Origin of the sequence: Methylobacterium sp. E-045 (genome assembly GCF_022829685.1) — a bacterium.
Lineage (GTDB): Bacteria > Pseudomonadota > Alphaproteobacteria > Rhizobiales > Beijerinckiaceae > Methylobacterium.
On record NZ_JAKSYE010000085.1, the window covers coordinates 98,395 to 121,354 of the forward strand.

Annotated in this window: 18 protein-coding genes and 1 other RNA gene; 6 read left to right on the plus strand and 13 right to left on the minus strand. The window is 68.5% G+C overall.

The features are described from left to right. Nucleotides 1-26 precede the first annotated feature (26 nt). From MKK51_RS14075 to rnpB, 6 genes are all read right to left on the minus strand, one after another. Nucleotides 27-1,490 carry a UDP-N-acetylmuramoylalanyl-D-glutamyl-2,6-diaminopimelate--D-alanyl-D-alanine ligase gene (locus tag MKK51_RS14075; RefSeq protein ID WP_243977994.1) on the minus strand — a complete coding sequence of 488 codons (1,464 nt, stop codon included), beginning with the start codon at nucleotides 1,488-1,490 and terminating at the stop codon, nucleotides 27-29. Nucleotides 1,491-1,587: 97 nt separating this feature from the next. Further along, the gene (locus MKK51_RS14080; protein WP_243977996.1) at nucleotides 1,588-3,057 is read right to left on the minus strand and encodes a UDP-N-acetylmuramoyl-L-alanyl-D-glutamate--2,6-diaminopimelate ligase; all 1,470 of its coding nucleotides are present in this window, start codon (nucleotides 3,055-3,057) and stop codon (nucleotides 1,588-1,590) included. Beyond that, nucleotides 3,054-4,886, minus strand: a complete 1,833-nt coding sequence (locus MKK51_RS14085; protein ID WP_243977997.1) for a peptidoglycan D,D-transpeptidase FtsI family protein — start codon at nucleotides 4,884-4,886, stop codon at nucleotides 3,054-3,056. Before MKK51_RS14085 ends, MKK51_RS14080 begins: the two co-directional genes overlap by 4 nt. 4 nt (nucleotides 4,887-4,890) lie before the next feature. Next, nucleotides 4,891-5,367: a hypothetical protein gene (locus MKK51_RS14090; protein WP_243977999.1), complete on the minus strand. Its 477-nt coding sequence runs from the start codon at nucleotides 5,365-5,367 to the stop codon at nucleotides 4,891-4,893. Beyond that, nucleotides 5,364-6,431, minus strand: coding sequence for a 16S rRNA (cytosine(1402)-N(4))-methyltransferase RsmH (gene rsmH / locus MKK51_RS14095; protein WP_243978001.1), 1,068 nt, complete (start codon nucleotides 6,429-6,431; stop codon nucleotides 5,364-5,366). The genes MKK51_RS14090 and rsmH overlap by 4 nt, the downstream gene beginning before the upstream one ends. Nucleotides 6,432-6,860: 429 nt before the next feature. Next, nucleotides 6,861-7,254: RNase P RNA component class A (gene rnpB / locus MKK51_RS14100), an RNA gene on the minus strand. A gap of 10 nt (nucleotides 7,255-7,264) precedes the next feature. On the opposite strand from rnpB, the gene MKK51_RS14105 reads away from it, so the two are divergent. Beyond that, a complete protein-coding gene (locus tag MKK51_RS14105; RefSeq protein WP_243978003.1) occupies nucleotides 7,265-7,606 on the plus strand; it encodes a hypothetical protein in 342 nt (113 codons plus the stop codon). Between the two features lie 48 nt (nucleotides 7,607-7,654). Here MKK51_RS14105 and MKK51_RS14110 read toward each other — a convergent pair whose 3' ends face one another. Next, nucleotides 7,655-8,095: a VOC family protein gene (locus MKK51_RS14110; RefSeq protein ID WP_018045183.1), complete on the minus strand. Its 441-nt coding sequence runs from the start codon at nucleotides 8,093-8,095 to the stop codon at nucleotides 7,655-7,657. A gap of 167 nt (nucleotides 8,096-8,262) precedes the next feature. Between MKK51_RS14110 and pepN the strand changes: the two genes are divergently transcribed. The 3 genes from pepN (at nucleotide 8,263) to MKK51_RS14125 (ending at nucleotide 13,945) form a co-directional block, all read left to right on the plus strand. After that, a complete protein-coding gene (pepN, locus tag MKK51_RS14115; RefSeq protein WP_243978632.1) occupies nucleotides 8,263-10,905 on the plus strand; it encodes an aminopeptidase N in 2,643 nt (880 codons plus the stop codon). Between the two features lie 191 nt (nucleotides 10,906-11,096). Continuing rightward, entirely contained in the window at nucleotides 11,097-13,502 is a 2,406-nt protein-coding gene (locus MKK51_RS14120; protein ID WP_243978005.1) for a PAS domain-containing sensor histidine kinase, read from the plus strand. Next, the gene (locus tag MKK51_RS14125) at nucleotides 13,499-13,945 is read left to right on the plus strand and encodes a hypothetical protein (protein WP_243978006.1); all 447 of its coding nucleotides are present in this window, start codon (nucleotides 13,499-13,501) and stop codon (nucleotides 13,943-13,945) included. Before MKK51_RS14120 ends, MKK51_RS14125 begins: the two co-directional genes overlap by 4 nt. 59 nt (nucleotides 13,946-14,004) lie before the next feature. Here MKK51_RS14125 and fae read toward each other — a convergent pair whose 3' ends face one another. Then, nucleotides 14,005-14,544 (minus strand): formaldehyde-activating enzyme, encoded by a 540-nt coding sequence (gene fae, locus MKK51_RS14130; protein ID WP_243978008.1) that lies wholly within the window; start codon nucleotides 14,542-14,544, stop codon nucleotides 14,005-14,007. Nucleotides 14,545-14,801: 257 nt separating this feature from the next. On the opposite strand from fae, the gene MKK51_RS14135 reads away from it, so the two are divergent. Next, nucleotides 14,802-15,023: a hypothetical protein gene (locus tag MKK51_RS14135; protein WP_227435411.1), complete on the plus strand. Its 222-nt coding sequence runs from the start codon at nucleotides 14,802-14,804 to the stop codon at nucleotides 15,021-15,023. An 18-nt stretch (nucleotides 15,024-15,041) separates the two neighbouring features. Here MKK51_RS14135 and MKK51_RS14140 read toward each other — a convergent pair whose 3' ends face one another. The 5 genes from MKK51_RS14140 to MKK51_RS14160 form a co-directional block, all read right to left on the minus strand. Continuing rightward, nucleotides 15,042-15,476, minus strand: coding sequence for a hypothetical protein (locus tag MKK51_RS14140; RefSeq protein WP_243978010.1), 435 nt, complete (start codon nucleotides 15,474-15,476; stop codon nucleotides 15,042-15,044). A 169-nt stretch (nucleotides 15,477-15,645) separates the two neighbouring features. Further along, a complete protein-coding gene (metH, locus tag MKK51_RS14145; protein ID WP_243978011.1) occupies nucleotides 15,646-19,398 on the minus strand; it encodes a methionine synthase in 3,753 nt (1,250 codons plus the stop codon). Between the two features lie 279 nt (nucleotides 19,399-19,677). Then, on the minus strand, nucleotides 19,678-19,929 hold the full coding sequence (locus MKK51_RS14150; RefSeq protein ID WP_243978013.1) for a hypothetical protein: 252 nt from the start codon (nucleotides 19,927-19,929) through the stop codon (nucleotides 19,678-19,680). Nucleotides 19,930-19,962: 33 nt separating this feature from the next. Then, a complete protein-coding gene (gene metF, locus MKK51_RS14155; protein WP_243978015.1) occupies nucleotides 19,963-20,886 on the minus strand; it encodes a methylenetetrahydrofolate reductase [NAD(P)H] in 924 nt (307 codons plus the stop codon). A 64-nt stretch (nucleotides 20,887-20,950) separates the two neighbouring features. Next, entirely contained in the window at nucleotides 20,951-21,967 is a 1,017-nt protein-coding gene (locus MKK51_RS14160; RefSeq protein WP_243978017.1) for an ArsR/SmtB family transcription factor, read from the minus strand. A gap of 184 nt (nucleotides 21,968-22,151) precedes the next feature. On the opposite strand from MKK51_RS14160, the gene minC reads away from it, so the two are divergent. After that, nucleotides 22,152-22,844, plus strand: a complete 693-nt coding sequence (minC, locus tag MKK51_RS14165; protein WP_313898812.1) for a septum site-determining protein MinC — start codon at nucleotides 22,152-22,154, stop codon at nucleotides 22,842-22,844. Nucleotides 22,845-22,960: the final 116 nt, after the last annotated feature.

Sequence of the window (22,960 nt, forward strand, 5' to 3'; positions counted from 1 at the left end):
CATGAGGCCGGGACTGACACGGAGGTCTATTGGCGGATCGCGGCCTGCGCCGACTCGGCGCGGTCCACGGCGCCCGCGTAGCGGGCTTTGAGGGCTTCGACAATGCGGCCCATGCGGATGCTGTTCGAGCCCTTGACCATCACGGCGTCTCCGGCGCGAAGGGCACCGAGGAGGGGATCGACGAGATCCGACGACATTCCGGCCGAGACGCCGCGCCGGCTCACCGGCAGCGCCTCGAACAGGTGGCGCATCATCGGGCCGGCGGTGAAGACGAGATCGATCCCGGCCTCGTCCACGGCCGAGGCGAGGGCGCGGTGGTGCTCTTCCGCCGCCGCCCCGAGTTCCAGCATGTCGCCGAGGACCGCGATGCGGCGCCCGCGCGATCCCGTCTCGATGCCCGACAGGGTGGCCAGGGCCGCGCGCACCGAGGCCGGGTTGGCGTTGTAGCTCTCGTCCACCAGAAACGCCTCGCCGTCCCGGAGCTTCAGCGCCGTGCGCTCGCCGCGCCCGGCGGGGGGCTTTAACGCGGCCAGGGACAGGGCGGCTCGCGCCAGGTCGGCGCCGAGCGCGTGGACCACCGCCATGACGCCGAGGGAGTTCATCGCCGTGTGCCGGCCGGGCGTTCCGAGCTGGTAGGTGACGGGGATCCCCATCACCGAGGCGTCCACCACGGAGAGGTCGGGCCGCATGACGATGCGAAGGGCGCGGACATCCGCCTCCTCGTGCTCGCCGAACGTGACGACGCGGCCCGCCTTCGAGGCATGGGCATGGGCGAGCAGGCGCGAAAAATTCGGGTTGTCGCGGTTGATGATCGCGGTCCCGCCTGCGCTCAGCCCGGAAAAGATCTCGCCCTTGGCGTCGGCGATGGCCGAGAGCGAGGCGAAATGCTCGATATGCACCGGTTCGACCGTGGTGATCAGCGCGATGTCCGGACGGACCATGGCCGTCAGCGGCACGATCTCGCGCGCGTGGTTCATGCCGATCTCGAACACGCCGTAATCGCTGTCGGCGGGCATCCGCGCCAGGGTCAGCGGCACGCCCCAGTGGTTGTTGTAGGAGGCGATGGACGCATGGGTCCGCCCCTGCGCGGAGAGGACGTGGAGCAGGGCCTCCTTCGTGCCGGTCTTGCCGACGGAGCCGGTGACGGCGACGATGCCGGCATGGCTGCGCCGGCGGGAGGCCGCGCCGAGGGCCCGCATGGCGTCGAGGATCGGATCCTCGCCCGCGCCCCAGACGGCGAGGACGCCGCCCGCCCCGGCGAATTCCCCGGCCCGGTCGGCGGCGACCACGGCCGCTCCGGCACCGCGCGACAGGGCATCGCGAACGAAGTCGTGACCGTCCCGGACATCGCCGCGAATGGCGAAGAACAGGTCGCCCGGCTGCAGCGTCCGCGTGTCGATGGAGGCGCCGGTGATCGGCTTCGCGTTGCCGAGCAACCGGCCGCCGGTGGCGGCTTCCAGGGCCTCGGGGGTCCAGAGGGGTGTCGTCATCGGGCGGATTCCTGCATGGAGCGGCCGCGGGTGCGCCCTTCCCCGTTGCGGGGGAGGGAAAGACGCGCTGAAGACAGCGTTTCACCCTGAGTCGAACTCACGCCCCCACCTCCGCGATCGCGGCCCGGATCACCTCGTGATCCGAGAACGGCAGTACCTGTGCGCCCACGATCTGGCCGGTTTCATGACCCTTGCCGGCCACCACCAGAACGTCGCCGGGTCCGAGCCCGCGCATGGCGGTGCGGATCGCCTCCGCGCGATCGCCGATCTCGACGGCGCCGGGAGCGGCGGCGAGGATGGCGGCGCGGATCGAGGCCGGGTCCTCGCTGCGCGGGTTGTCGTCGGTGACGATGACCACGTCCGCCTTATCGGCGGCGATGGCGCCCATGAGCGGGCGCTTGCCGGAATCGCGGTCGCCGCCGCAACCGAAGACGCAGGTCAGGCGGCCGGAGGCGAAGGGGCGCAGCGCGTCGAGCACGCTCGCCAGCGCCTCCGGCTTGTGGGCGTAATCCACGAGGCAGAGGGCGCCGTTGACCTCGCCGATCCGCTCCATGCGTCCGGGTACGCCGGTAAGGTGTTCGAGGGTGGCGAGAATGGCACCCATGCGGTCGCGGCCGATGGCGGCGCCGACGAGGCCGGCCGCGAGGAGCGCGTTCTCCACCTGGAAGGCGCCGACGAGGGGCAGGTCGACCCGATGGGTTTCTGGCGCATCGTCGAGCCGGATCGTCAGGGCCTGGGCGAAGCCCTCGGTCCGCGCGTCGACGAGACGGATGGCATCGCCCTTCATACCGGTCGTCAGGACATCGTGCCCGGCAGCGCGAGCGGCCTCGATGACCCGGTCGGCATAGGGGCCGTCGGCATTGACGATCGCGGGCCGGCCATCCGGCAGGAGCGTCGTGAACAGCCGCAGCTTGGCCTGAAGATACTCCTCGATGGTCGCGTGGTAGTCCAGGTGGTCGCGGCCGAGATTGGTGAAGCCGGCGACGGCGAGCGTCACGCCGTCGAGGCGGCGCTGTTCGATCCCGTGGGACGAGGCCTCCATGGCGAGATGGGTGATCCCGTCATCCGCCAGCCGCGCCAGGGTCTCGTGCAGCGAGACCGGGTCGGGTGTGGTCAGCGAACCGTATTGGGCGCCGCGATCGGTGACGATGCCCACCGTGCCGAGGCTCGCAGAGGCGAAGCCCAGACGCGACAGGATCTGGCGGACGAAATCGGCCACCGAACTCTTGCCGCTGGTTCCGGTGACCGCGATCACGGTCGGGGGCTGGCGGCCCGAGAAGCGCGCGGCGGCCAGGGCCAGGGCCCGGCGCACGTCGGGAACGGCGATCCAGAGGGCCTCGGCCGGCAGGTCGGCCGGCCGGTCGCCCTCCCCCAGGATGGCCACGGCGCCATCCGCGAAGGCCTTCGCCGCGAAGGTCTTTCCGTCGACCTTCGTTCCCGGCACCGCCACGAAGACGCCGCCGGGGACGACCCGGCGGCTGTCGGCGGTAAGGCCGCGCACCGTGTGTCCCGACGCCGCCCCGAGGTCGGCCTCGGGAAACAATCCGCCGAGGGTCATGCCGCTCATCGTCCGTCGAGCATCGTCGCGTGATACGCGCCGAGCTTCACCATCAGGGGGAACGGCTTCACCGGCGGCTCGAATTGCGGCGGCAGGCCGATGATCGGGGCGACGCGCTCGATCACCCGGCCGGTGACGACGCCCGAGTTCCAGGCGGCGGTGGCGTAGCCGCCGGATTCCGGAAGGCCCTGCGGCTCGTCCATGATGGTGACGAACAGGTATTTCGGGTTGTTCATGGGCGCGGCGGCCATGAAGGTCGTGAACAGACGGTTCTTCACGTAGCGGCCGTGGATGACCTTCTCGGCCGTGCCGGTCTTGCCGCCGACATAGTAGAGCGGGATCGAGGCCTTCTTGGCCGAGCCCTCCACCGCGTTGAGGCGCATGATGAAGCGCATCGCCTCGCTGGTCTCAGGTTTGAGTACGCGGGTCGCCTTCTTCAGCGCCTCGGCCTCGGTGGTCTTGAGGAAGGTCGGCACGATGAGGTTGCCGCCATTGGTGATGGCGCCCACCGCCGCCGCCGCCTGGAGCGGTGCCACCGCGAGACCGTGACCGAAGGCGATGGTGATGGTGTTGATCTCGGTCCAGCGCGAGGGAACGATGGGCTCCGCGCTCTCGGGCAGCTCCGTCCGCATCCGGTCGGTGAGGCCCATCTTCTTCAGGAAGGCCTTGTGGCCGGGCACGCCGATGCCGAGCGCCATCTTGGCCGAGCCGATGTTGGAGGAGTGGGTGAACACCTCCGGCATGGTGATGGTGCGGTTGGTGCCGTGATATTCGTGGATCTTCTGCCGCCCCCAGGTGAGGACGCCGCCGCGGGTGTCGAAGGTGGAATTGACGTTGTACTTGCCGGAATCGAGGGCCATGGCCAGCGTCATCGCCTTGAAGGTCGAGCCCATCTCGTAGACGCCGACATTCATCCGGTTGATCCGGTCGGGATTGTTCGCCTCGGCCGGGTTGTTGGGGTCGAAATCCGGCAGAGAGGCGAGCGCGATCACCTCGCCGGTGGTCACGTCGAGGATCATGCCGGCCGCGGCCTTGGCCTTGAAGTGGTCGACGCCCCAGGCGAGTTCGTCGCGAAGCGCGAATTGCGCCCGCAGGTCGATGGAGAGCTGGACCGGCCGGAGATCGGTGGCCTTGGCGACGAAGCCGAGGCTGTTGAGGTCCTTCAGGCCGGTATTGTCGATGTACTTCTCGATGCCGGCGATGCCGATATTGTCGAGGTTGGTCACGCCCAGGATATGGGCCGCCGCCGTGCCGTTGGGGTAGACGCGCTTGTGGTCGGGCAGGAAGCCGACGCCCGGAATGCCGAGGCGATGCACTTCGAGCTGCTGCTTCGGGGTGATCTCGCGCTTGACCCAGACGAATCCCTTCTTCGTCGAGAGCTTGGCGCGCAGGTCCGTGGCGTTGAGTTCGGGCAGGACGGCGGTGAGGAGTTCCACCGCCTCGTCCTTGTCGTAGATGTTCTTCGGCTCGGCGAAGACCGAGACCGTGCGGATGTCGGTGGCGAGGATCTCGCCGTTGCGGTCGACGATGTCGGGCCGGATCGCGGTGGTCGCGGCGGCGGCGACGCGGTTGTCGCCGTTATCGGCCTGGGGAAAAGCCGCCATCGCCACGAGCCGGCCGGCGATGGTGAGGAACACCAGGGCGAAGCCGAGACCGACGAGGCCGACGCGAGCGTAGGACCGCTCGATGGCCAGATGGAACATCGCCCGTACCACGCCCATCGCGGTCCAGGTCCGACGTGCGGCTGCCGCCGGCTGCGGAGCGCTCTCCTGGGGGTGGTCCTCCCCGGCCTCGTCGGCGGTGTGGAGGGCGTGATCGTGAACGGTCTCGTCTGACACGGGACTACCTCGAAACCGTATTGGGCGTTCTGGTGGTTTGGACGGTGGTCGTCTTGGTCGCCGACGCGGTGGTCGTCGGCTTGGTGGTCGTCGTGCGCGTGGTGATCGAACCGGTCGTCCTCGGCTCGTCGGCGGCCTTCACCGCCGACTTTTCCTTGGGCGTCGCGGTGGCGGCCAGCAGGCGGCCGATCTCGTCGCCGCGATCGGGGCGCATCGGCAGGTCGGCGAGGCGTCCGAGATGGGTCACGCCGATGGGCTCGAGGGCGAGATGGCGCTCGACGGCGGCCTGCAGACGGTCGGGACGGGTCAGGAGCTGCCACTCGGCCCGCAGCACCGCGATGGCCTGACGCTCCTTGTGGAGCTGGCTCTTCGCCTTCGAGACCTGACCGGCCTGATACAGCGTGTCGTACTTGATCGAGTAGGCGTAGATCGCCGAGCCGATCAGGCCGAGGATGGCGAGGACGTTCAGCAGACGGATCACCGACGCACTCCACCGCTCTTCGAGACGAGGTGACCGCGCTGGGCGGGAAGGGCCGCCAGCGCCTCGATGGCGGCCAGCGGCGGCGCCACGGGCGCCATGGTGCGCTCGGCGGCCCTGAGCTTGGCCGAGCGCGAGCGCGGATTGGCGTGGACCTCGGAGTCGGAGGCCGTCACCGGCCCCTTGGTCACCATGGTGAAGCTGCGCGGGATCGGCGCATCGGCGCTCGGCAGGTGGCGGGAGGACTGGGCCGCCCGGCCGCTGCGCGCGGAGAAGAACTGCTTGACGATGCGGTCTTCCAGCGAATGGAAGGTGACCACCGCGAGTCGCCCGCCGGGCCGGAGGATCCGCTCTGCGGCATGGAGCGCCTGGACGAGTTCGCCGAGTTCGTCGTTCACGGCGATGCGCAGGCCCTGGAAGGTCCGCGTCGCCGGATGGATGCCGCTGGCAGGATCCGCCCAGACCACGCTCGACACGATCTCGGCCAGCGCCGCCGTGGTCTCGATCCGGCCCTTCCGCCGCGCCTCGATGATGGCGCGGGCCACCGCCCGCGAGCGGCGCTCCTCGCCGTAGTGATAGATGATGTCGGCCAGCGTCGCCTCCTCGGCGCCGTTGACGAGATCGGCGGCGCTCTGGCCGGCGCGCTCCATGCGCATGTCGAGGGGGCCGTCGTTGCGGAACGAGAAGCCGCGGTCGGCCTGGTCGATCTGCATCGAGGAGACGCCGATATCGAGGACGACGGCGTCGGCCGTCTCGATGCCCTGGTCCCGGACGAGGGCATCGAGCGTGCCGAAGCGGCCCGGCACCAGGGTCAGGCGCCCTTCGAAGGCGGCCACGAGGCCGGCGCCGCCGGCGATGGCATTGGGATCGCGATCGACGGCGAGCACGCGAAGGCCCGGATCGGCCTGCAGCATCGCACGGGTGTAGCCGCCCGCTCCGAAGGTGCCGTCCACGGCCAGGGACGCGCCAGTCAGCCCGAGGGAGGCCACGACCTCCGTGAGCAGCACGGGAATGTGAGGGGGGGCCGCCTTCGGGCCGACGGGAAGGTCGTCATCGAGGACCGTCATGACGCGCGCCGGCCGATGGCGGTGCGCGGGACGGGCCGGACTGAAACGCGCCGACGCGGAACGGGTCGAGGACGCCGGACGGCGACGGAGGAATGGATGTGACGCATGCGTCCCTGCGGCGGGCATCGACCGCTCCGAGGCGGCCGGAAGAGACGGAACGGCAAAGGAAGACGAGACGTCGCGGAGGCGGCCCGCACGTCGTCCCAGACGAGCGCCCTGTGCGTCCGCCGTTCCCAAAATCGCCGCCGACGAAGTGATTCCGGGTAACATGAGCCTCTGAGCACCGTCAACGCGCGGACCCGCCTGGGCACCGTCGGGACCGATCAGACCTCAGCAAGGTTAACCGACGGTAAGTTTCGTCGGTTTTCTGCAGCGTATTCGATGTGTGTGGGGAGGTGCGACGGGCGTCGTCCCGGCACCTACGGGAAGAGGATCAGCCGGCCTTTAAGCCGGGTTCTGTAGGGCCCGGGAGCGAACTCCCGGACGTGGCGGCCATTCCTCTGGGACGATCGTTACCGAACGCCTCGAGCAACCAACCCGGGCGACGAGCCTGGAGAGAGGGCCTGCCCCGTCCTGTCGGACCGAGCGTGTCGCCCCTATTCGGTTTTGCTCCCGGTGGGGTTTGCCGTGCCGTCCGCGTTGCCGCGTCCGCGGTGCGCTCTTACCGCACCCTTTCACCCTTACCCCGCATGAAGCAGGGCGGTCTGCTCTCTGTGGCACTGTCCCTGGGGTCGCCCCCGCCGGACGTTATCCGGCACCGTCTCTCCATGGAGCCCGGACTTTCCTCCCCGGTTCGCACCGGAGCGGCCGCCCGGCCGACTGATCCGGCGCGGATGTGCGCCGCCATCGCGCCCGAGGTCAAGGAGCCGGATGCCCATCCGGGCGCCATGGCGGGATTTTGTTCGTTGGCTTGCTCGACGATCCGCGCGGCCCTAGCTCCTGAGACGGCGGCCGCACCCTTCGCGGCGGCCCGTCAACGTAAGGAGGTGACCATGGCAACGAGCGATTCGGCCTGGACGCTCGAAAACGTGTCCGAACTCCGGACGCTGGCACGGGAGCGCGTGCCGGTCTCCATCATCAGCCTGAAACTCAAGCGGCCGATCGAAGCCGTCGCGGCCAAGCTTGCGGAACTCGGCATCACGCCGGCCAGCGAAACGGGCGGCGCAGAGCGTTGAAGCGCCACGAGCGGGGCGCGCGATGACGCGCCCCGCGCGGTCGCGGTCCTACCAGGAGCCGGTATTCTCCATGGAGGCCCACGGCTCCTGCGGCGCCTTGGCCTCACCTTTCTGCAGGATCTCGATGGAGATCCCGTCCGGCGACTTCACGAAGGCCATGTAGCCGTCGCGCGGCGGCCGGTTGATGGTCACGCCCTTGTCCTGCAGCCGGGCGCAGAAGGCGTAGATGTCGTCCACCTGATAGGCGAGGTGGCCGAAATTGCGCCCGCCGGAATAGGTCTCCGGATCCCAGTTGTAGGTGAGTTCCACCTGGGGCGCCTTCGTCTCCAGGGCCGTGTCGTAATCGCCGGGGGCCGCGAGGAAGACGAGGGTGAAGCGACCCTTCTCGTTCTCCACGCGACGGGTCTCGCGCAGGCCGAACGTGTCCACGTAGAAGGCGAGCGCCTTGTCGAGATCGGCCACGCGGACCATCGTGTGCAGGTATTCCATGGGCTGATTGTCTCCGGTTGATGCCGCCTATGTGGCCCGGCTATGCCAAGCGTCAACGCCACCGGGCCTCCGACGCGGCCGCCTCCCTTCACGCCCCCAGGGTGGAAGCCGAGGAGGCCGACGACGCGGAGCCGTTCCTAGCCTCGCTCCCGATCAGGATCGACCGCATGCGCACCGAAACCCCGACCCTGATCCGTCTCGAGGATTACCGGCCGAGCGATTACCTCATCGACACGGTGGCACTCGACGTTCGGCTCCATCCCCGCGAAACCAGGATCGTCGCGACCCTGGCCCTGCGCCCGAACCCGGACGGACGCCCGAACGCGCCGCTGGTGCTGGACGGCGACGATCTCGCGCTGACGAGGCTGTCCCTCGACGGCACCATCCTCGATCCGGCGGCCTATTCCGCCACCGCATCCGCCCTCACGGTGCATGAGCCGCCGCAAAGGGCCTTCTCGCTGACGATCGAGACGCGGGTCGACCCGACCGCCAACACCAAGCTCATGGGCCTTTACCAGTCGGGCGGCGTCTACTGCACCCAGTGCGAGGCCGACGGCTTCCGCCGGATCACCTACTTCCTGGACCGGCCCGACGTGATGTCGGTCTATACGACCCGGATCGAGGCCGATGTCGACGAAGCGCCGGTCCTTCTCGGCAACGGCAACCTGACGCAGGCCGGACCCGCCGGCCCGGGCGGCCATTATGCGATCTGGCACGACCCGCACCCGAAGCCCGCCTATCTCTTCGCCCTCGTCGGCGGCCGCCTGGACCGGGTGTCCGCTGAGTTCACCACGATGGAGGGCCGTCCCGTTTCCCTCGCCGTCTACGTGGAGCCTGGCAAGGCGGACCGGGCCGCCTATGCCCTCGACGCCATCGCCCGCTCGATGGCGTGGGACGAGGAGGCGTTCGGCCGCGCCTACGACCTCGACCTGTTCAACGTCGTGGCCGTGTCCGACTTCAACATGGGCGCCATGGAGAACAAGGGCCTCAACATCTTCAACGACAAATACGTCCTCGCCTCGCCCGACACCGCCACCGATGCCGATTACGCGGCGATCGAGCGGATCATCGCCCACGAGTATTTCCACAATTGGTCGGGCAACCGCGTCACCTGCCGCGACTGGTTCCAGCTCTGCCTGAAGGAGGGCCTTACGGTCTTCCGCGACCAGGAATTCTCGTCCGACATGCGCTCGCGTGCGGTCCATCGCATCGGCGAGGTCAGGACGCTGCGGGCCCGCCAGTTCCCGGAGGATGCCGGGCCCCTGGCCCATCCGGTCCGGCCCCGGGCCTATGCCGAGATCAACAACTTCTACACGGCCACCGTCTACGAGAAGGGCGCGGAGATCGTGCGGATGCTGCGCAGCCTCGTCGGCGCCGCCGCCTTCCGCGCCGGGATGGACCGCTACTTTGCCGACAATGACGGCCGAGCCGCCACGGTGGAGGATTTCCTCGCCGCCTTCGCCGCGGAGACCGGGCGCGACCTGTCGGATTTCGCGCGGTGGTACGAGCGGCCGGGAACCCCGGTGGTCGGCGTCGAGGGGGAGTACGACGCCGGAGCCCGGACCTATCGCCTGCGCTTTCGCCAGCGCCTGGCGGGCGCCGAGGACAGCCCGCCCCTCGTCATCCCCATCGCCCTCGGCCTCGTCGGCGAGGGCGGCCCCATCGCCGCGTCCTGCCAGCGTGTCAGTGAGGGCGTCTTCGTCCTAGACCGGACCTCGGACGAGATCATGTTCTCCGGGGTCGATGAGAGGCCGGTGCCGTCCCTGTTCCGGGGCTTTTCCGCCCCGGTCCGGATCGAGATGGCATCGAGCGATGCGGACCGCCTGCGGCTGCTCGCCCGCGACTCCGATGCGTTCAACCGCTGGCAGGCGGCCCAGAGCGTCGCCATGCGCCTGATCGTCGAACGGACGAGGGCCGATGCCCCGCCGGCGGACGATGCGGGACCGGACGCGCGGGCCTTCATCGAGGCTCTTTCCACCTTCCTCGACGCCGAAGCCCTGAGCGATCCGGCCTTCGCCGCCCTCGTCCTCGGTCTGCCGAGCGAAGGCGACGTCGCCAACGAACTCGGCCGCGACATCGACCCCGATGCGATCCACCGCGCCCGGCGGGCCTTGCGGCGCCAGATCGGGCGGGGTCTCGGAGGACGACTGGACTCCCTCCACACCGCCATGACCGACGCGACGGACTTGGCCTTTAGTCCCGACGCGGCCTCGGCCGGGCGCCGGGCCCTGCGCCATGCCGCCCTCGACCTCATCGCCGCGGCGGACGAAGTTCGAGGCGGCGAACTCGCCGCCGCCCGGTTCGCCGAGGCCACCAACATGACCGACCGGTTGGCGGCCCTCTCGACCCTGGCCGCGATACCGGGGGACGCGAGGGAGGCGGCGCTCCAGGCCTTCGGCGCCCGTTACGCCGACGAGCCGCTGGTCCTCGACAAGTGGTTCGCCATTCAGGCGATGATTCCCGAGGACGGCACGATTGCCCGCGTCGCCGCGCTTCAGCGCCATCCGGCTTTCGCCATCACCAACCCGAACCGGGTGCGGGCCCTTCTCGGAACCTTCGCCATGGCGAACCCGACCCAGTTCGCCCGACCCGACGGAGCGGGCTTCCGATTGATGGCGGAGGCGATCCGGACCATCGACGGGGTCAATCCACAGCTCGCCGCGCGGCTTCTGACCGCGTTCGGATCGTGGAAAATGCTGGAATCCGGACGCCGGACTCAAGCCACGGCCACGCTTGGCGAATTCGCCTCCGCCGCGGGGCTATCGCGCGACGTGGCCGATATCCTCGGCCGGACCCTCACGGATGGTTAACGCTTTCTAAAATATGATCAAATTCGAACTATCGATTCTCAGAATCCGAATGACACACTGAACCGAGAGTCAAGGACGCCGCCAAGAATTTCGTGGACAAGTTGGCTGTGGAAATGCTGAATTGGATACGATTCGAAGCGTGACTCACCCCACGCCGAGGAACGACTCATCCACAGCTACGGGGACTTGTCATGCTGGAGGCGGATTCCGCTTCCCTCTCCGCACGTGCGGATACGATTCTCGGTATTCACCGCCCTCAGACCGCGGCCCATACCCGATTCGTCCGTGCCGAGATCTGGCTCCGCTACGCGGTGCCCGCCTTTCTGGCCACGTTTCTCGTCTGCCTGGCGGCTGGCGCGGCCCTCCAGCTGCGCGGCGAGCGCAGCGAGATCCTGCGCGAGACGGTCACCGACATCGAGACCTTCACGCGCCTCGTCACCGGCGCCCTGGCGGATGTGGAGGCGACCTCCCCCGCGATCCGGTCGCGCCTGGAGTCGCTCCTTCCCGTCTCCCTGATGCCGGCCGGACGCCAGATCCTGGTGACCTCGGCGTCCGAGACCATTCTCGGGGCTCATCCGGCCCCGACGGATCTGAGCGGAACCCTCACGGACCGCCTGGGGGAAATGCAGGCGCTCAGCACGCTGGGCGAGCGCGCCGGCGTGATGGCCCTGACCCTGGCCAATGGCGAGCAGGCCTACGCGGCCCTGCGGACGCTTCCCGCGGGCCGCGGCCAGATCGCCGTGATCCAGCCCATCGCTCCGGTCCTCGACGCCTGGGCCACGCGGATGCGGCATCAGGTGGTCCTCTACGGTGCCGCCGCCCTCGTCATCCTCGGGATCGGAATCGCCTACGCGCTCCAGACCCAGCGCGCCTACGCCGTGGACAGGCTCTGCGAGCAGATCAAGCAGCGCCTCGACACGGCCCTCGGCCGCGGCCGCTGCGGATTGTGGGACTGGGATATCCCGCGCGGACGGATCTACTGGTCGGATTCGATGTACGCCCTGCTCGGCTACCGCCGGGAGCGGGAGTTCCTGTCCTTCGGGGACGTGAACGCCCTGGTCCATCCCGACGACGGCGACCTCTACGCCCTGGCCCGCCAGCTGGCCGCGAGCCAGTCCACCGTCGATCACGAGTTCCGCATGCGCAGTGCCAATGGCGGCTGGATCTGGCTGCGTACCCGCGCCGAGATCGTCCCCGATCAGGTCGATGGCGGCCGTCACCTCGTCGGCATCGCCCTCGACGTCACCGAGCAACGCCAGCTCGCCGAATCCAACGCCACCGCCGACATGCGCCTGCGCGACGCGGTGGAGGCGATCTCGGAAGCGTTCGTCCTGTGGGACACGAGCAACCGCCTCGTCCTGTGCAATTCGAAGTTCCGCCATCTCCATGCCCTGAGCCCGGACGACGCGATCCCGGGCAAGCGCTACCACGAGATCATGGGCCGGGGCGTCCTGCCGCCGGTGCGCCGCGAACTCCGCGAGATAGAGGCCTCCTCGGCGACCGCCCGCACCTTCGAGGCGGAACTCACCGATGGCCGCTGGCTCCAGATCAGCGAGCGGCGGACCAAGGACGGCGGCTACGTCTCGGTGGGCACCGACATCACCAACCTCAAACGCCAGCAGGAGCAGCTCGTCGCCTCCGAGCGGGAGCTGATCGAGACGGTCAAGGACCTCAAGCGTTCGCGCCGGACGCTGGAACTGCAGACCCAGCAGCTCGCGGACCTCGCCGAGCGCTACCTCGACCAGAAGGCCCAGGCCGAGACCGCCAACCAGGCAAAGTCCGAGTTCCTCGCCACCATGAGCCACGAGCTGCGCACGCCGCTCAACGCCATCATGGGCTTTGCCGAATTGATGGAGAGCGGGGTCTACGGGACGCTCGGCTCCCCGCGCTACACGGAATACTGCCGCGATATCCGCTCCAGCGGCGACTACCTGCTCTCGGTCATCGACGACATCCTCAACATGTCGCGCATCGAATCGCACCGCGTCCGCCTCGCCCTGCGGGAAGTGCCCCTCGACGGTGCGGTCCAGGGTGCGCTGAAGCTGGTGGCGGAGGCGGCCAGGGCGAAGTCACTGACCATCCACGTCGACGTCGCCGCCGACCTGACCCTGCTGGCCGACGGACGCGCCCTGCACCAGATCCTCCTGAACCTCATCCAGAACGCGGTGAAATTCACCCCCGGAGGCGACGGGCGCATCGTCGTCAAGGCGCGCCCCTCCGGCGATCAGGTCAACATCTTCATCGAGGACAACGGGATCGGCATTCCGAAGGCCGCCCTGCGCCGCCTCGGCTCGCCCTTCCAGCAGGTGGAGACGAATCTCACCCGTACGCATAAGGGGTCCGGGCTGGGGCTCGCCATCGCCCGCTCCATGGCGGAACTGCATGGCGGTTCGCTGCGCATCCGCTCGGAGGAAGGCCTCGGCACCATCATCATGGTGCGGATGCCGATACCGACGGCGGAACGGCGGCGCGATCTCGTCGCCGCCAGTTCCGACGAGACGGTGGACTCCCTGCGCGAGGCGTCGGGCGCGCGGCCCCGCGGCGGGGCCGGAACCGGGGGGATTCAGATGCGGAATCCGGCGGCCGTTTCAGCATGACGCGGCCCCGTTTTCTCGCGACGACCGTCATCCTCTGCATGGCGGTCGCGGCCCATGCCGACGAGTGCGACGGGCTGGCGGCGAGGATCGCCTCGGAGATCGGCGCGAAGGTCGGCAGGCGGCAGGGACCGAGCATCGACCTCAAGATCCCGAACGGCACGAAGATCGACCTGACCTGCAGGGCCGAGCCCATCGTCCAGGCGGCCTCGGGCGCTCCGACGCCCTCGGCGGTCTATTTCCAGGATCTGGCGATCGCCGGTGCCGCGGCGACCGGCGAGACGGCCGGCGCGGTCCAGAGCGCCATCGGCAAGGCCTACGAGACGTCCCTGCGCGAGCACCGCAAGTCGTTCATCCAGCAGAACGGATGGTCGGCAAGTTGCTACACCGACCCGTCGGGCTCGATCCGAACCCTGTGCTCGGTGGGCCGCATCCCGCCGGGCTGACGGTCGGCGGAAGGAGGGATGCCGGCGCATCCCCCCATCCCCGGAGGGGGTCCGGTCCCTCAGTACTCGACGAGGTCCTCAAGGGCGTAGTGCTTGACCGTCTTACGGTTGGCGATCAGCTCGTCGATGGTCGGCTCGCCCTTCATGGCGCGGGCGATGGCGAGCTTCGTCGCCTCGTAGTTGGTGCGGTAGAGATCCTTGCGGTCGAGGGCCTCGTGGCTGCCGCAGCGCTCGTCGAGCCAGATCATGATGATCATGCACAGCTCGTCGAGGCCGTCCTTCGGCAGGATGCCCTCGATCACGCAATCGACGATGGCGTCGCCCGTCGCCGCCTGGACCACGCCGCCGAGGAGTTCCGCGTACTCGGCCGTGTGGATCGTGACCTTGGTGGTCATCATCGTGGACGGGCGCACGAGCTGGTTCAGGTCGCGCACCACGAACATGCGGGTGTGGCCCTGGACCTGGCCCATCATGCCGGCGAAGGCCTGGCCCACCGGACCGCGGGTGGAGCCGATCAGCACCTCCGGCATCGCGTCGGTGTACTGGCCGTCGGCGGCGAGAACGGTGGCCTCTCCGGTGCGGAACCAGATCTCGGACATGTCGGGGTTTCCTTATTCCTGGGCGAGGGTGGCCCGGCCGGCGATCCGGCCGTTTCGCGGGCGGACAAACACCGTTCCGCCGCCGCCCGTCAATCGTTCGCGTCCGAGAGAGTTTCGCGGCCCGCGCTTCCCCTCTGGCCTCGCAGGCCGCAATCGGTCATTCCATGCGCGGTTTCCGGCATCGCGCCATCGGCATCGTCCGATGGATCGCAGCCCATCGTCGGGCCGATGCCGCGAGCCGAACGGGAGTGGGGCGCATGAACGGGCAGCAGGAACGGGACTGGAGTCTCGCCGTCGCCGCATTGCCGGACGGTGTGCGGCTCGAACTGGGCCTCGCGGACCTGTCCGGGACGCCGTTCACGGCCATTCTCGCCCTCGACCGGCGGGAGGCGCGCGATCTCGCCCGCGCCCTGCTCGCGGCCTCGGGCGATGCCGCTGAACGCACCTTCCCGCGTCCGTCCTCGCCCAGTGGCGACTGACGCGTCAAACCGGATGGCTTATCCGCGACTGGGAAGCCTCGGCACCTTGAGGCCGCGCTCCTCCGGCGTCGGCTTGCAGATGTAGGAGAACTCGGTCTGCAGGTCGGAGAAGACCGACTCCCCGGTGATCTTGCAATTCTCGCGGGCCGTCTCGTCGAGGAAGGCCCGCGCCGCCTCGCGCAACCGCTTGGCACGGGTCTCCGCCGGGCCGCCCTGCCCGTCGTAGCGCTCGTCGATGCCGCAGCCCGCGATCTCCCGCAACCCATCGGAGACGACGAGCATCTTGCTCACGCGGCGCTGGTCGTAGACGGAATAGGGATCCTTGCAGCCGATGGTCACCACCTGGACGCCCACGGAGGCATAGTTCTTCGACAGGTAGGAGAAACCGGTGCAGCCCGAGACCCCGAGGGCGAGCGTGGCCGCGACGGCCAGGATTCCGGTGGTCCGGTTCAACGTGGTCGCGCTCCGCTCAAGCCATCGATCAAGGGTCCGCATTGAAGCGCGGGCGGTCCGGCGGTCAAGCCTCGCCGGGACACACCTGCGCTCCATTCCACCGAATCACGCGCCTGACACCCCATCTCGATGAACCCGACCCGACGGTCGGGCTCATCGAGGCCGAGTCTCATTCCGCGGCCACCGCGAGGTAGCGGGCCGGGTCGTAGTTGAGGATGGGCCCGAGCCAGCGCTCGACGTCCCGCAGGTCCATGCCCTTGCGCAGGGCATAATCCTCCACCTGATCGCGCTCCACCTTGGCGACGCCGAAATAATGCGCCTCCGGATGGGCGATGTAGAGGCCCGACACCGACGAGCCCGGCCACATGGCGTAGCTCTCGGTGAGCTTCACCCCGATGCGCGGCTCGGCCTTCAACAGGTCGAACAGCGTCACCTTCTCGGTGTGGTCGGGCTGGGACGGGTAGCCGGGGGCCGGGCGGATGCCGGCATACTCTTCGCGCACGAGATCGTCCGGCGCGAACGCCTCGTCGGCGGCGTAGCCCCAGAACTCCTTGCGCACGCGCTCGTGCATGCGCTCGGCGAGCGCCTCGGCGATGCGGTCGGCGAGCGCCTTGACCAGGATCGAGCGGTAATCGTCGTTGGCCCGCTCGAAGCGCTCGGCGATGCGCACTTCCTCCAGCCCCGCCGTGACCACGAAGCCGCCGACGTAATCGCCGATGCCCGACTCCTTCGGTGCCACGAAGTCGGAGAGGCAGGTATTGGCGCGTCCATCCCGCTTCGACAGCTGCTGGCGCAGGCCGTGGAAGGTGGCGAGCACGTCCTGGCGGCTCTCGCCGGTATAGAGGGCGATGTCGTCGCCCACCGAATTCGCCGGCCAGAAGCCGATGATCGCCTTCGGGTTGAACCAGCGCTCGTCGACGATCTGCTTCAGCATCTCCTGCGCGTCGTCGAACAGGGCCTTCGCCGCCGGTCCCTGGTTCGGGTCCTCGAAGATCGCCGGGTAGCGGCCCTTGAACTCGTAGGTCTGCAGGAACGGCGTCCAGTCGATATAGGGGACGAGATCCGCCACCTCGTAGGAGGCGAAGACGCGGGCTCCGGTGAAGGTGGGCTTCGTCGGTGCGTAGCCGGTCCAGTCGATCCGGAACGGGTTGGCGCGGGCTTTGGCCAGCGGCAGCCGCTGCTTGTCGAGCTCCGAACGCGCATGCGCGTCGGCGACCTTCCTGTACTCAGCCCGGATCGTCTCGATGGTCGAATCCCGCGTCTCCTTGGAAAGCAGGCTCGACACCACGCCGACGGCGCGGCTCGCGTCGGTGACGTAGACGGTCTGGCCGCGGGCATAGGACGGGTGGATCTTCACGGCCGTGTGGACGCGGCTCGTGGTGGCGCCGCCGATGAGGAGCGGCACCGAGAAGCCCTCGCGCTCCATCTCGGCGGCCACATGCACCATCTCGTCGAGCGACGGGGTGATGAGGCCGGACAGGCCGACGATGTCGACGTTCTCGCGCCGGGCCGTATCGAGGATCTTGGCCGCCGGCACCATCACGCCGAGATCGATGATCTCGTAATTGTTGCAGGCCAGCACGACGCCGACGATGTTCTTGCCGATGTCGTGGACGTCGCCCTTCACCGTCGCCATCAGGATCTTGCCGGCGGCCTGGCGCTTGCCGTCGCCGCCATTGGCGAGCTTCTCCGCCTCCATGAAGGGTTCGAGATAGGCCACCGCCTGCTTCATCACGCGGGCGGACTTCACCACCTGCGGCAGGAACATCTTGCCGGAGCCGAACAGGTCGCCGACCACGTTCATGCCGGCCATCAGCGGGCCTTCGATGACGTGGAGCGGGCGTTCGACGCCGAGGCGGGCCTCCTCGGTATCGGCGAGGATGTACTCGGTGATGCCGTTGACCAGGGCGTGCTCGATGCGCTTCTCCACCGGAGCCTCGCGCCAGGACAGGTCGGCGGTCTTGGCCTGGACCCCGCCGCCGGACTTGAAGCGCGCGGCGGCCTCGAGCAGGCGGTCGGTGGAATCGTCGCGGCGGTTGAGGACCACGTCCTCGCACAGCTCGCGCAGCTCCGCCGGCAACTCGTCGTAGATGGCGAGCTGGCCCGCGTTCACGATGCCCATGTCCATGCCCACCTGGATGGCGTGGTACAGGAACACCGCGTGCATGGCCTCGCGCACGGGCTCGTTGCCGCGGAAGGCGAAGGAGAGGTTCGAGATGCCGCCCGAGATATGCGCGTGCGGCAGGGTCTCGCGGATGATCCGTGTCGCCTCGATGAAGGCGACGCCGTAGCCGTTATGCTCCTCGATGCCGGTGGCCACGGCAAAGACGTTGGGGTCGAAGATGATGTCTTCCGGGGGGAAGCCGACCTCTTCGGTGAGGACCCTGTAGGCCTTGGTGCAGATCTCGACCTTGCGCTCCAGCGTGTCGGCCTGGCCCTGCTCGTCGAACGCCATGACGACGATCGCCGCGCCGTAGGAGCGGCACACCTTGGCGTCGTGGATGAACTTCTCGACGCCCTCCTTCATGGAGATCGAGTTCACGATGGCCTTGCCCTGGACGCATTTCAGGCCGGCCTCGATGACGTGGAATTTCGAGGAATCGATCATCACCGGCACGCGGGCGATGTCCGGCTCGGCGGCGACGAGGTTGAGGAACTCCACCATCGCCTTCTCGGAATCGAGCAGGCCCTCGTCCATGTTCACGTCGATGATGCTGGCGCCCGCCGCCACCTGATCGCGGGCGACGTCGAGGGCCGCCGCGTAGTCGCCGGCGGTGACGAGCTTCCTGAATTTCGCCGAGCCGGTGACGTTGGTGCGCTCACCGACATTCACGAAGGGAATCTCCTTCGTCAGCGTGAACGGCTCGAGGCCCGACAGGCGCATGAGGCGGGGCACTTGCGGAATCGCGCGGGGCTTCACGCCTTCCACGGCTTGAGCGATGGCGCGGATGTGGTCCGGCGTGGTGCCGCAGCAGCCGCCGACCATGTTGACGAGACCGGAGGTGGCGAACTCGCCCACCAGCCGGCCCATGGCCTCCGGGCTCTCGTCGTAGAGGCCGAACTCGTTGGGAAGGCCCGCATTCGGATAGGCGCAGACCAGGGTGTCGGCGATGCGCGAGAGTTCGGAGATGTGCCCGCGCATCTCCTTGGCGCCCAGCGCACAGTTGAGGCCGATGGTGAGCGGGCTGGAATGCCGGAGCGCGTTCCAGAACGCCTCCGGGGTCTGGCCCGACAGGGTCCGGCCGGAGAGATCCGTGATCGTGCCCGAGATCATGATCGGCAGGGTGGTGCCGGTCTCCTCGAACACCGCCCAGGCCGCGGCCACCGCCGCCTTGGCGTTGAGCGTGTCGAAGATCGTCTCGATGAGGATGAGCTCGGCACCGCCCTCGATCAGGCCGCGCACCTGCTCCTCGTAGGCGGTCTTCACCTGATCGAAGGTCACGGCCCGGTAGCCCGGATTGTTCACGTCGGGCGAGATCGACAGGGTACGGTTCGTCGGGCCGATGGCGCCGGCGACGAAGCGGCGGCGGCCATCCTGCTGTTCGGCCAGGGCGGCGGCCTCGCGGGCGAGACGCGCGCCTTGTGCGTTCAGCTCATGGACGATGGATTCCATGCCGTAATCGGCCTGGGCGATGGTGGTCCCCGAGAAGGTATTGGTCTCGCAGACGTCGGCGCCGGCGAGGAAATAGTCGAGATGGATCTGCCGGATCGCGTCTGCTTGCGTCAGGATCAGGAGGTCGTTGTTGCCCTTCTGATCGTGGCCGTGGTCGAGAAACCGCGACCCGCGAAAATCCGCCTCGCCGTAGCCGAGGCGCTGGATCACGGTGCCCATCGCCCCGTCGAGGACGAGGATTTTCTCCTCCGCGCGCTGGCGCAGGGCCGCTTCGATCTCTTGTCCGTCGACGGGGCGCAGGTCGGTCATGTCGTATCCTTGGAGACGCGAGGTCCCGCCAATTCACCTCATCCTGAGGTGCCGGAGCGTAGCGAAGGCCTCGAAGGAGGCCTCCAGGTCGTGCGGTGATCTCTGAAGCCCTCCTTCGAGGCCCGCTTGCGCGGGCACCTCAGGATGAGGCTCGGGGCGAGAGAGGCGGGGGCGACTAAGCAGGTTCGCATTGGCAAGCCAACGCTTCACCTCGCTTAGGTCTTAGACGTGTCGCAGGTTTTGGAACGCAAAACCGGTGACCACTTTTGCTAAACCTGCTTAGATGCCCGTCTCCAGCGAGGCGAGGCGCTTCTCGATGGCCTCGAGACGTTCCTCGACCTCGGCGGCGGCATAGCGACCGAAGACGGATTCACCGTTCACGGCCTCGCGTATGTTGTCGAAGCGCTTCTCCAGGCGATCGAAGCGGGCATCCACCGCATCGAACTTGGATCGGATCTCGGAGAAACCCTGCTTCATCTCCACTCTCATCTCTTGGAGAAGCGGAACGATCATGTCTTGCGGCTCGGCCATCGCAGGATTCCTCGTCGTCGACGCTGTTCTGATCTATGCAGCCGCCTTCGCGGCTTCCACCTTCGGCGCCTGCGCGCGAAGTCCGAGCAGGTGGCAGATCGCATAGACGAGATCGGAGCGGTTCATCGAGTAGAAATGGAAGTCGTTGACGCCTTCGTCCACGAGGTCGAGCACCTGCTCGGCCGCGACGGCGGCGGCGATCAGGCGGCGGGTGTCGACGTCGTTGTCCAGCCCCTCGAACCGGGCGGCCAGCCAATACGGCACCGAGGCGCCGGTGCGACGGGCGAAATTGGCCGATTGCTTGAAGTTCTGCACCGGCAGGATGCCGGGGATGATCGGGATGTCGATCCCGGTCGCGCGGACCTTGTCGACGTAGCGCAGATAGACGTCGTTCTCGAAGAAGAACTGCGTGATCGCCTGGTCGGCGCCCGCATCGACCTTGGCCTTCAGCGCGTCGATATCGGCATCCAGCGACGCGGCCTCGGGATGCTTCTCGGGATAGGCCGAGACCGAGACCTTGAAGTCGCCGATCCGCTTGATGCCGGCCACGAGATCGCTGGTGCGGGCATAGCCGCCGGGATGCGGGCGGTAGGCGGTGCCGACGCCGTCCTGCGGGTCGCCGCGCAGGGCCACGATGTGGCGTACCCCGGCATCCCAGTAGGATTGCACGACCTCGTCGATCTCCTCGCGGGTCGCGTCCACGCAGGTGAGGTGGGCGGCGGGCTTGAGGCTCGTCTCCTTGATCATCCGCGCCACGGTGTTGTGGGTGCGCTCGCGGGTGGAACCGCCGGCGCCGTAGGTCACCGAGACGAATTTCGGCTGGAGCGGGGCGAGCCGCTCGATGGACGACCACAGGACCTTCTCCATCTCGTCGGTCTTCGGCGGGAAGAACTCGATGGAGACCTGGATCGGGCGGTAGCCGTCGCGGCTGGCGCGGTGATGGGAGGCGGTGGGCATAGGGTCGTCCTCAAGATCGGTCGGTTCAGACGTGAAGGGGTCGAGGCGGAGAGGCGACGGCCGGTCAGGCCACCGCGCGCTCCACCTCCGAATCGAGGGCCGGCTCGGCCGCGGCGGCGGCGAGCCAGAGGGTGACGGTGAGCTGGTCGCCGCTCTCGTCGCCGGGGGAGAGATGCCGGGTGGAGACCGTGCCGAGGCCGGCATCGGCGAGCCAGCCCGTCACCTGCTCGGCGGCGAAGCCCAGGCGACGGTGGGCCTGGTCCTCGCGCAGGAATTCGAGATCGTGGGGGGCGAAATCCACCACGAGGAGACGGCCGCCCGGCGCCACGAGCCGCGCGGCCTCGCGCAGGGCACGGGCCGGATCGTCGAGGTAATGCAGCACCTGATGCACCACGACGAGGTCGAAGCCGCCCCGGCCGAAGGGCGGGGCGTGGATGTCGCCCTGGCGCAGGTCGACCCCGGACAGGCCGGCCCGTTCGAGATTGGCGCGGGCGACGGAGAGCATGGCGTGGTTCGAGTCGAGGCCCGTGGCGCGGCCGGCGCGCGGGGCGAGCAGGCCGAGCATCCGTCCCGTGCCGGTGCCGAGATCGATGAGGTTCCTCACGGGGCGGGGCCCGAGCGTGTCGATCACCGCCGCTTCCACCATCGCCTCCGGCACGTGGAGCGAGCGGAGCTGATCCCATTTCGGGGCGAGGCGCGCGAAGAAAGTCTGTGCCGCATCCGCCCGCTGGGCCCGCACGCCGTCGAGACGGGCGCGGTCCTCGGACAGGGGCGGGCTCGACCGGTCGAGGCTGCCAACCAAGGGCTCCACGAGACCGGCCCTCGCCTCGATGAGGCGGAAGAACGCCCAGGCCCCCTCCCGGTGCCGCTCCACCAGACCGGCCTCCACGAGGAGCTTGAGATGGCGCGAGATCCGCGGCTGCGACTGGCCGAGGATGTCGGTGAGGTCGGAGACCGAGAGCTCGCCCTGCATGAGCAGCGCGAGGATGCGCAGCCGCGTTTCCTCCGCGGTGGCGCGCAGCACGCCGAGGGCATCGGCAAAAGGAAGGGCGGTCTTCGCCTCGGCGCTCTCTTGAGACATAAAGATATGTTTATGTCCGATCCGTCCGCATGGCAAGGGGAAAGGGTCGTCGGCGAGGGATCGGCGACAGAAAGGCGGAAACAGGCGTGGGCGACGATACCGCGAGGGGAGCGTTCGACCGATTCTGCCGATATGGTCGCCCCGACGCCGTCCTTCGATCCCGGAACAACAGAAACGCCACCGCGTGACCCAGCCGAATTCCCGCCCCCCGATCCGTTTCCGCGGCCGCTCGTTCATGGCCCTCGTGCTGGCCCCCTCGGCACCGGTGCATGACTGGCTCGAGGATCTCGACGCCCTGGCCCGCCGATCCCCGGCCTTCTTCGTCGGCCGTCCGGTCATCCTGGACGTGTCCGGCCTCGGCCTCGACCGGGAGGACCTCACTGCCCTGGTAAGCGACCTCAAGGCGCGGGACGTCACCGTGATGGGGATCGAAGGGGCGAAATCCGGGAGCCTCGGGGAAGGTCTGCCCCCCGCCCCGGCCGGAGGACGGCCCGTGGACGAGGTGGCGACGCCCGACGCACCGGCCCCCGCCGAGCCGCCGCGCGCGCCCCGCTCGCTGATCCTCGACCAGCCGGTCCGCTCGGGCCAGACGATCCTGCATCTCGACGGCGACATCACCATCATGGGATCGGTGGCCTCCGGGGCGGAAGTGATCGCCGGCGGCTCGATCCACATCTACGGGGCGCTGCGCGGGCGGGCCATCGCCGGTGCCTCCGGCAATCCCGATGCCCGCATCACCTGCCGCAAGTTCGAGCCCGAACTGCTCGCCATCGACGGCCTCTACCGCACGGCCGACGATCTCGGGCCGGCCCATCGCGGTCAGGCGGTCCAGATCCGCCTGGAGGGCGATGCGATCAAGGTCGCCGCCCTGGATTAGCGCCGTCACAGGAACCCGGGATTGTAGGATTATCGGCTCATAGGATCACAGAAAACCGGCGCGTTAACCAACCGGTAACCATAAGGGACGTCAATGGTTCGGTAAGGAATCGCGAG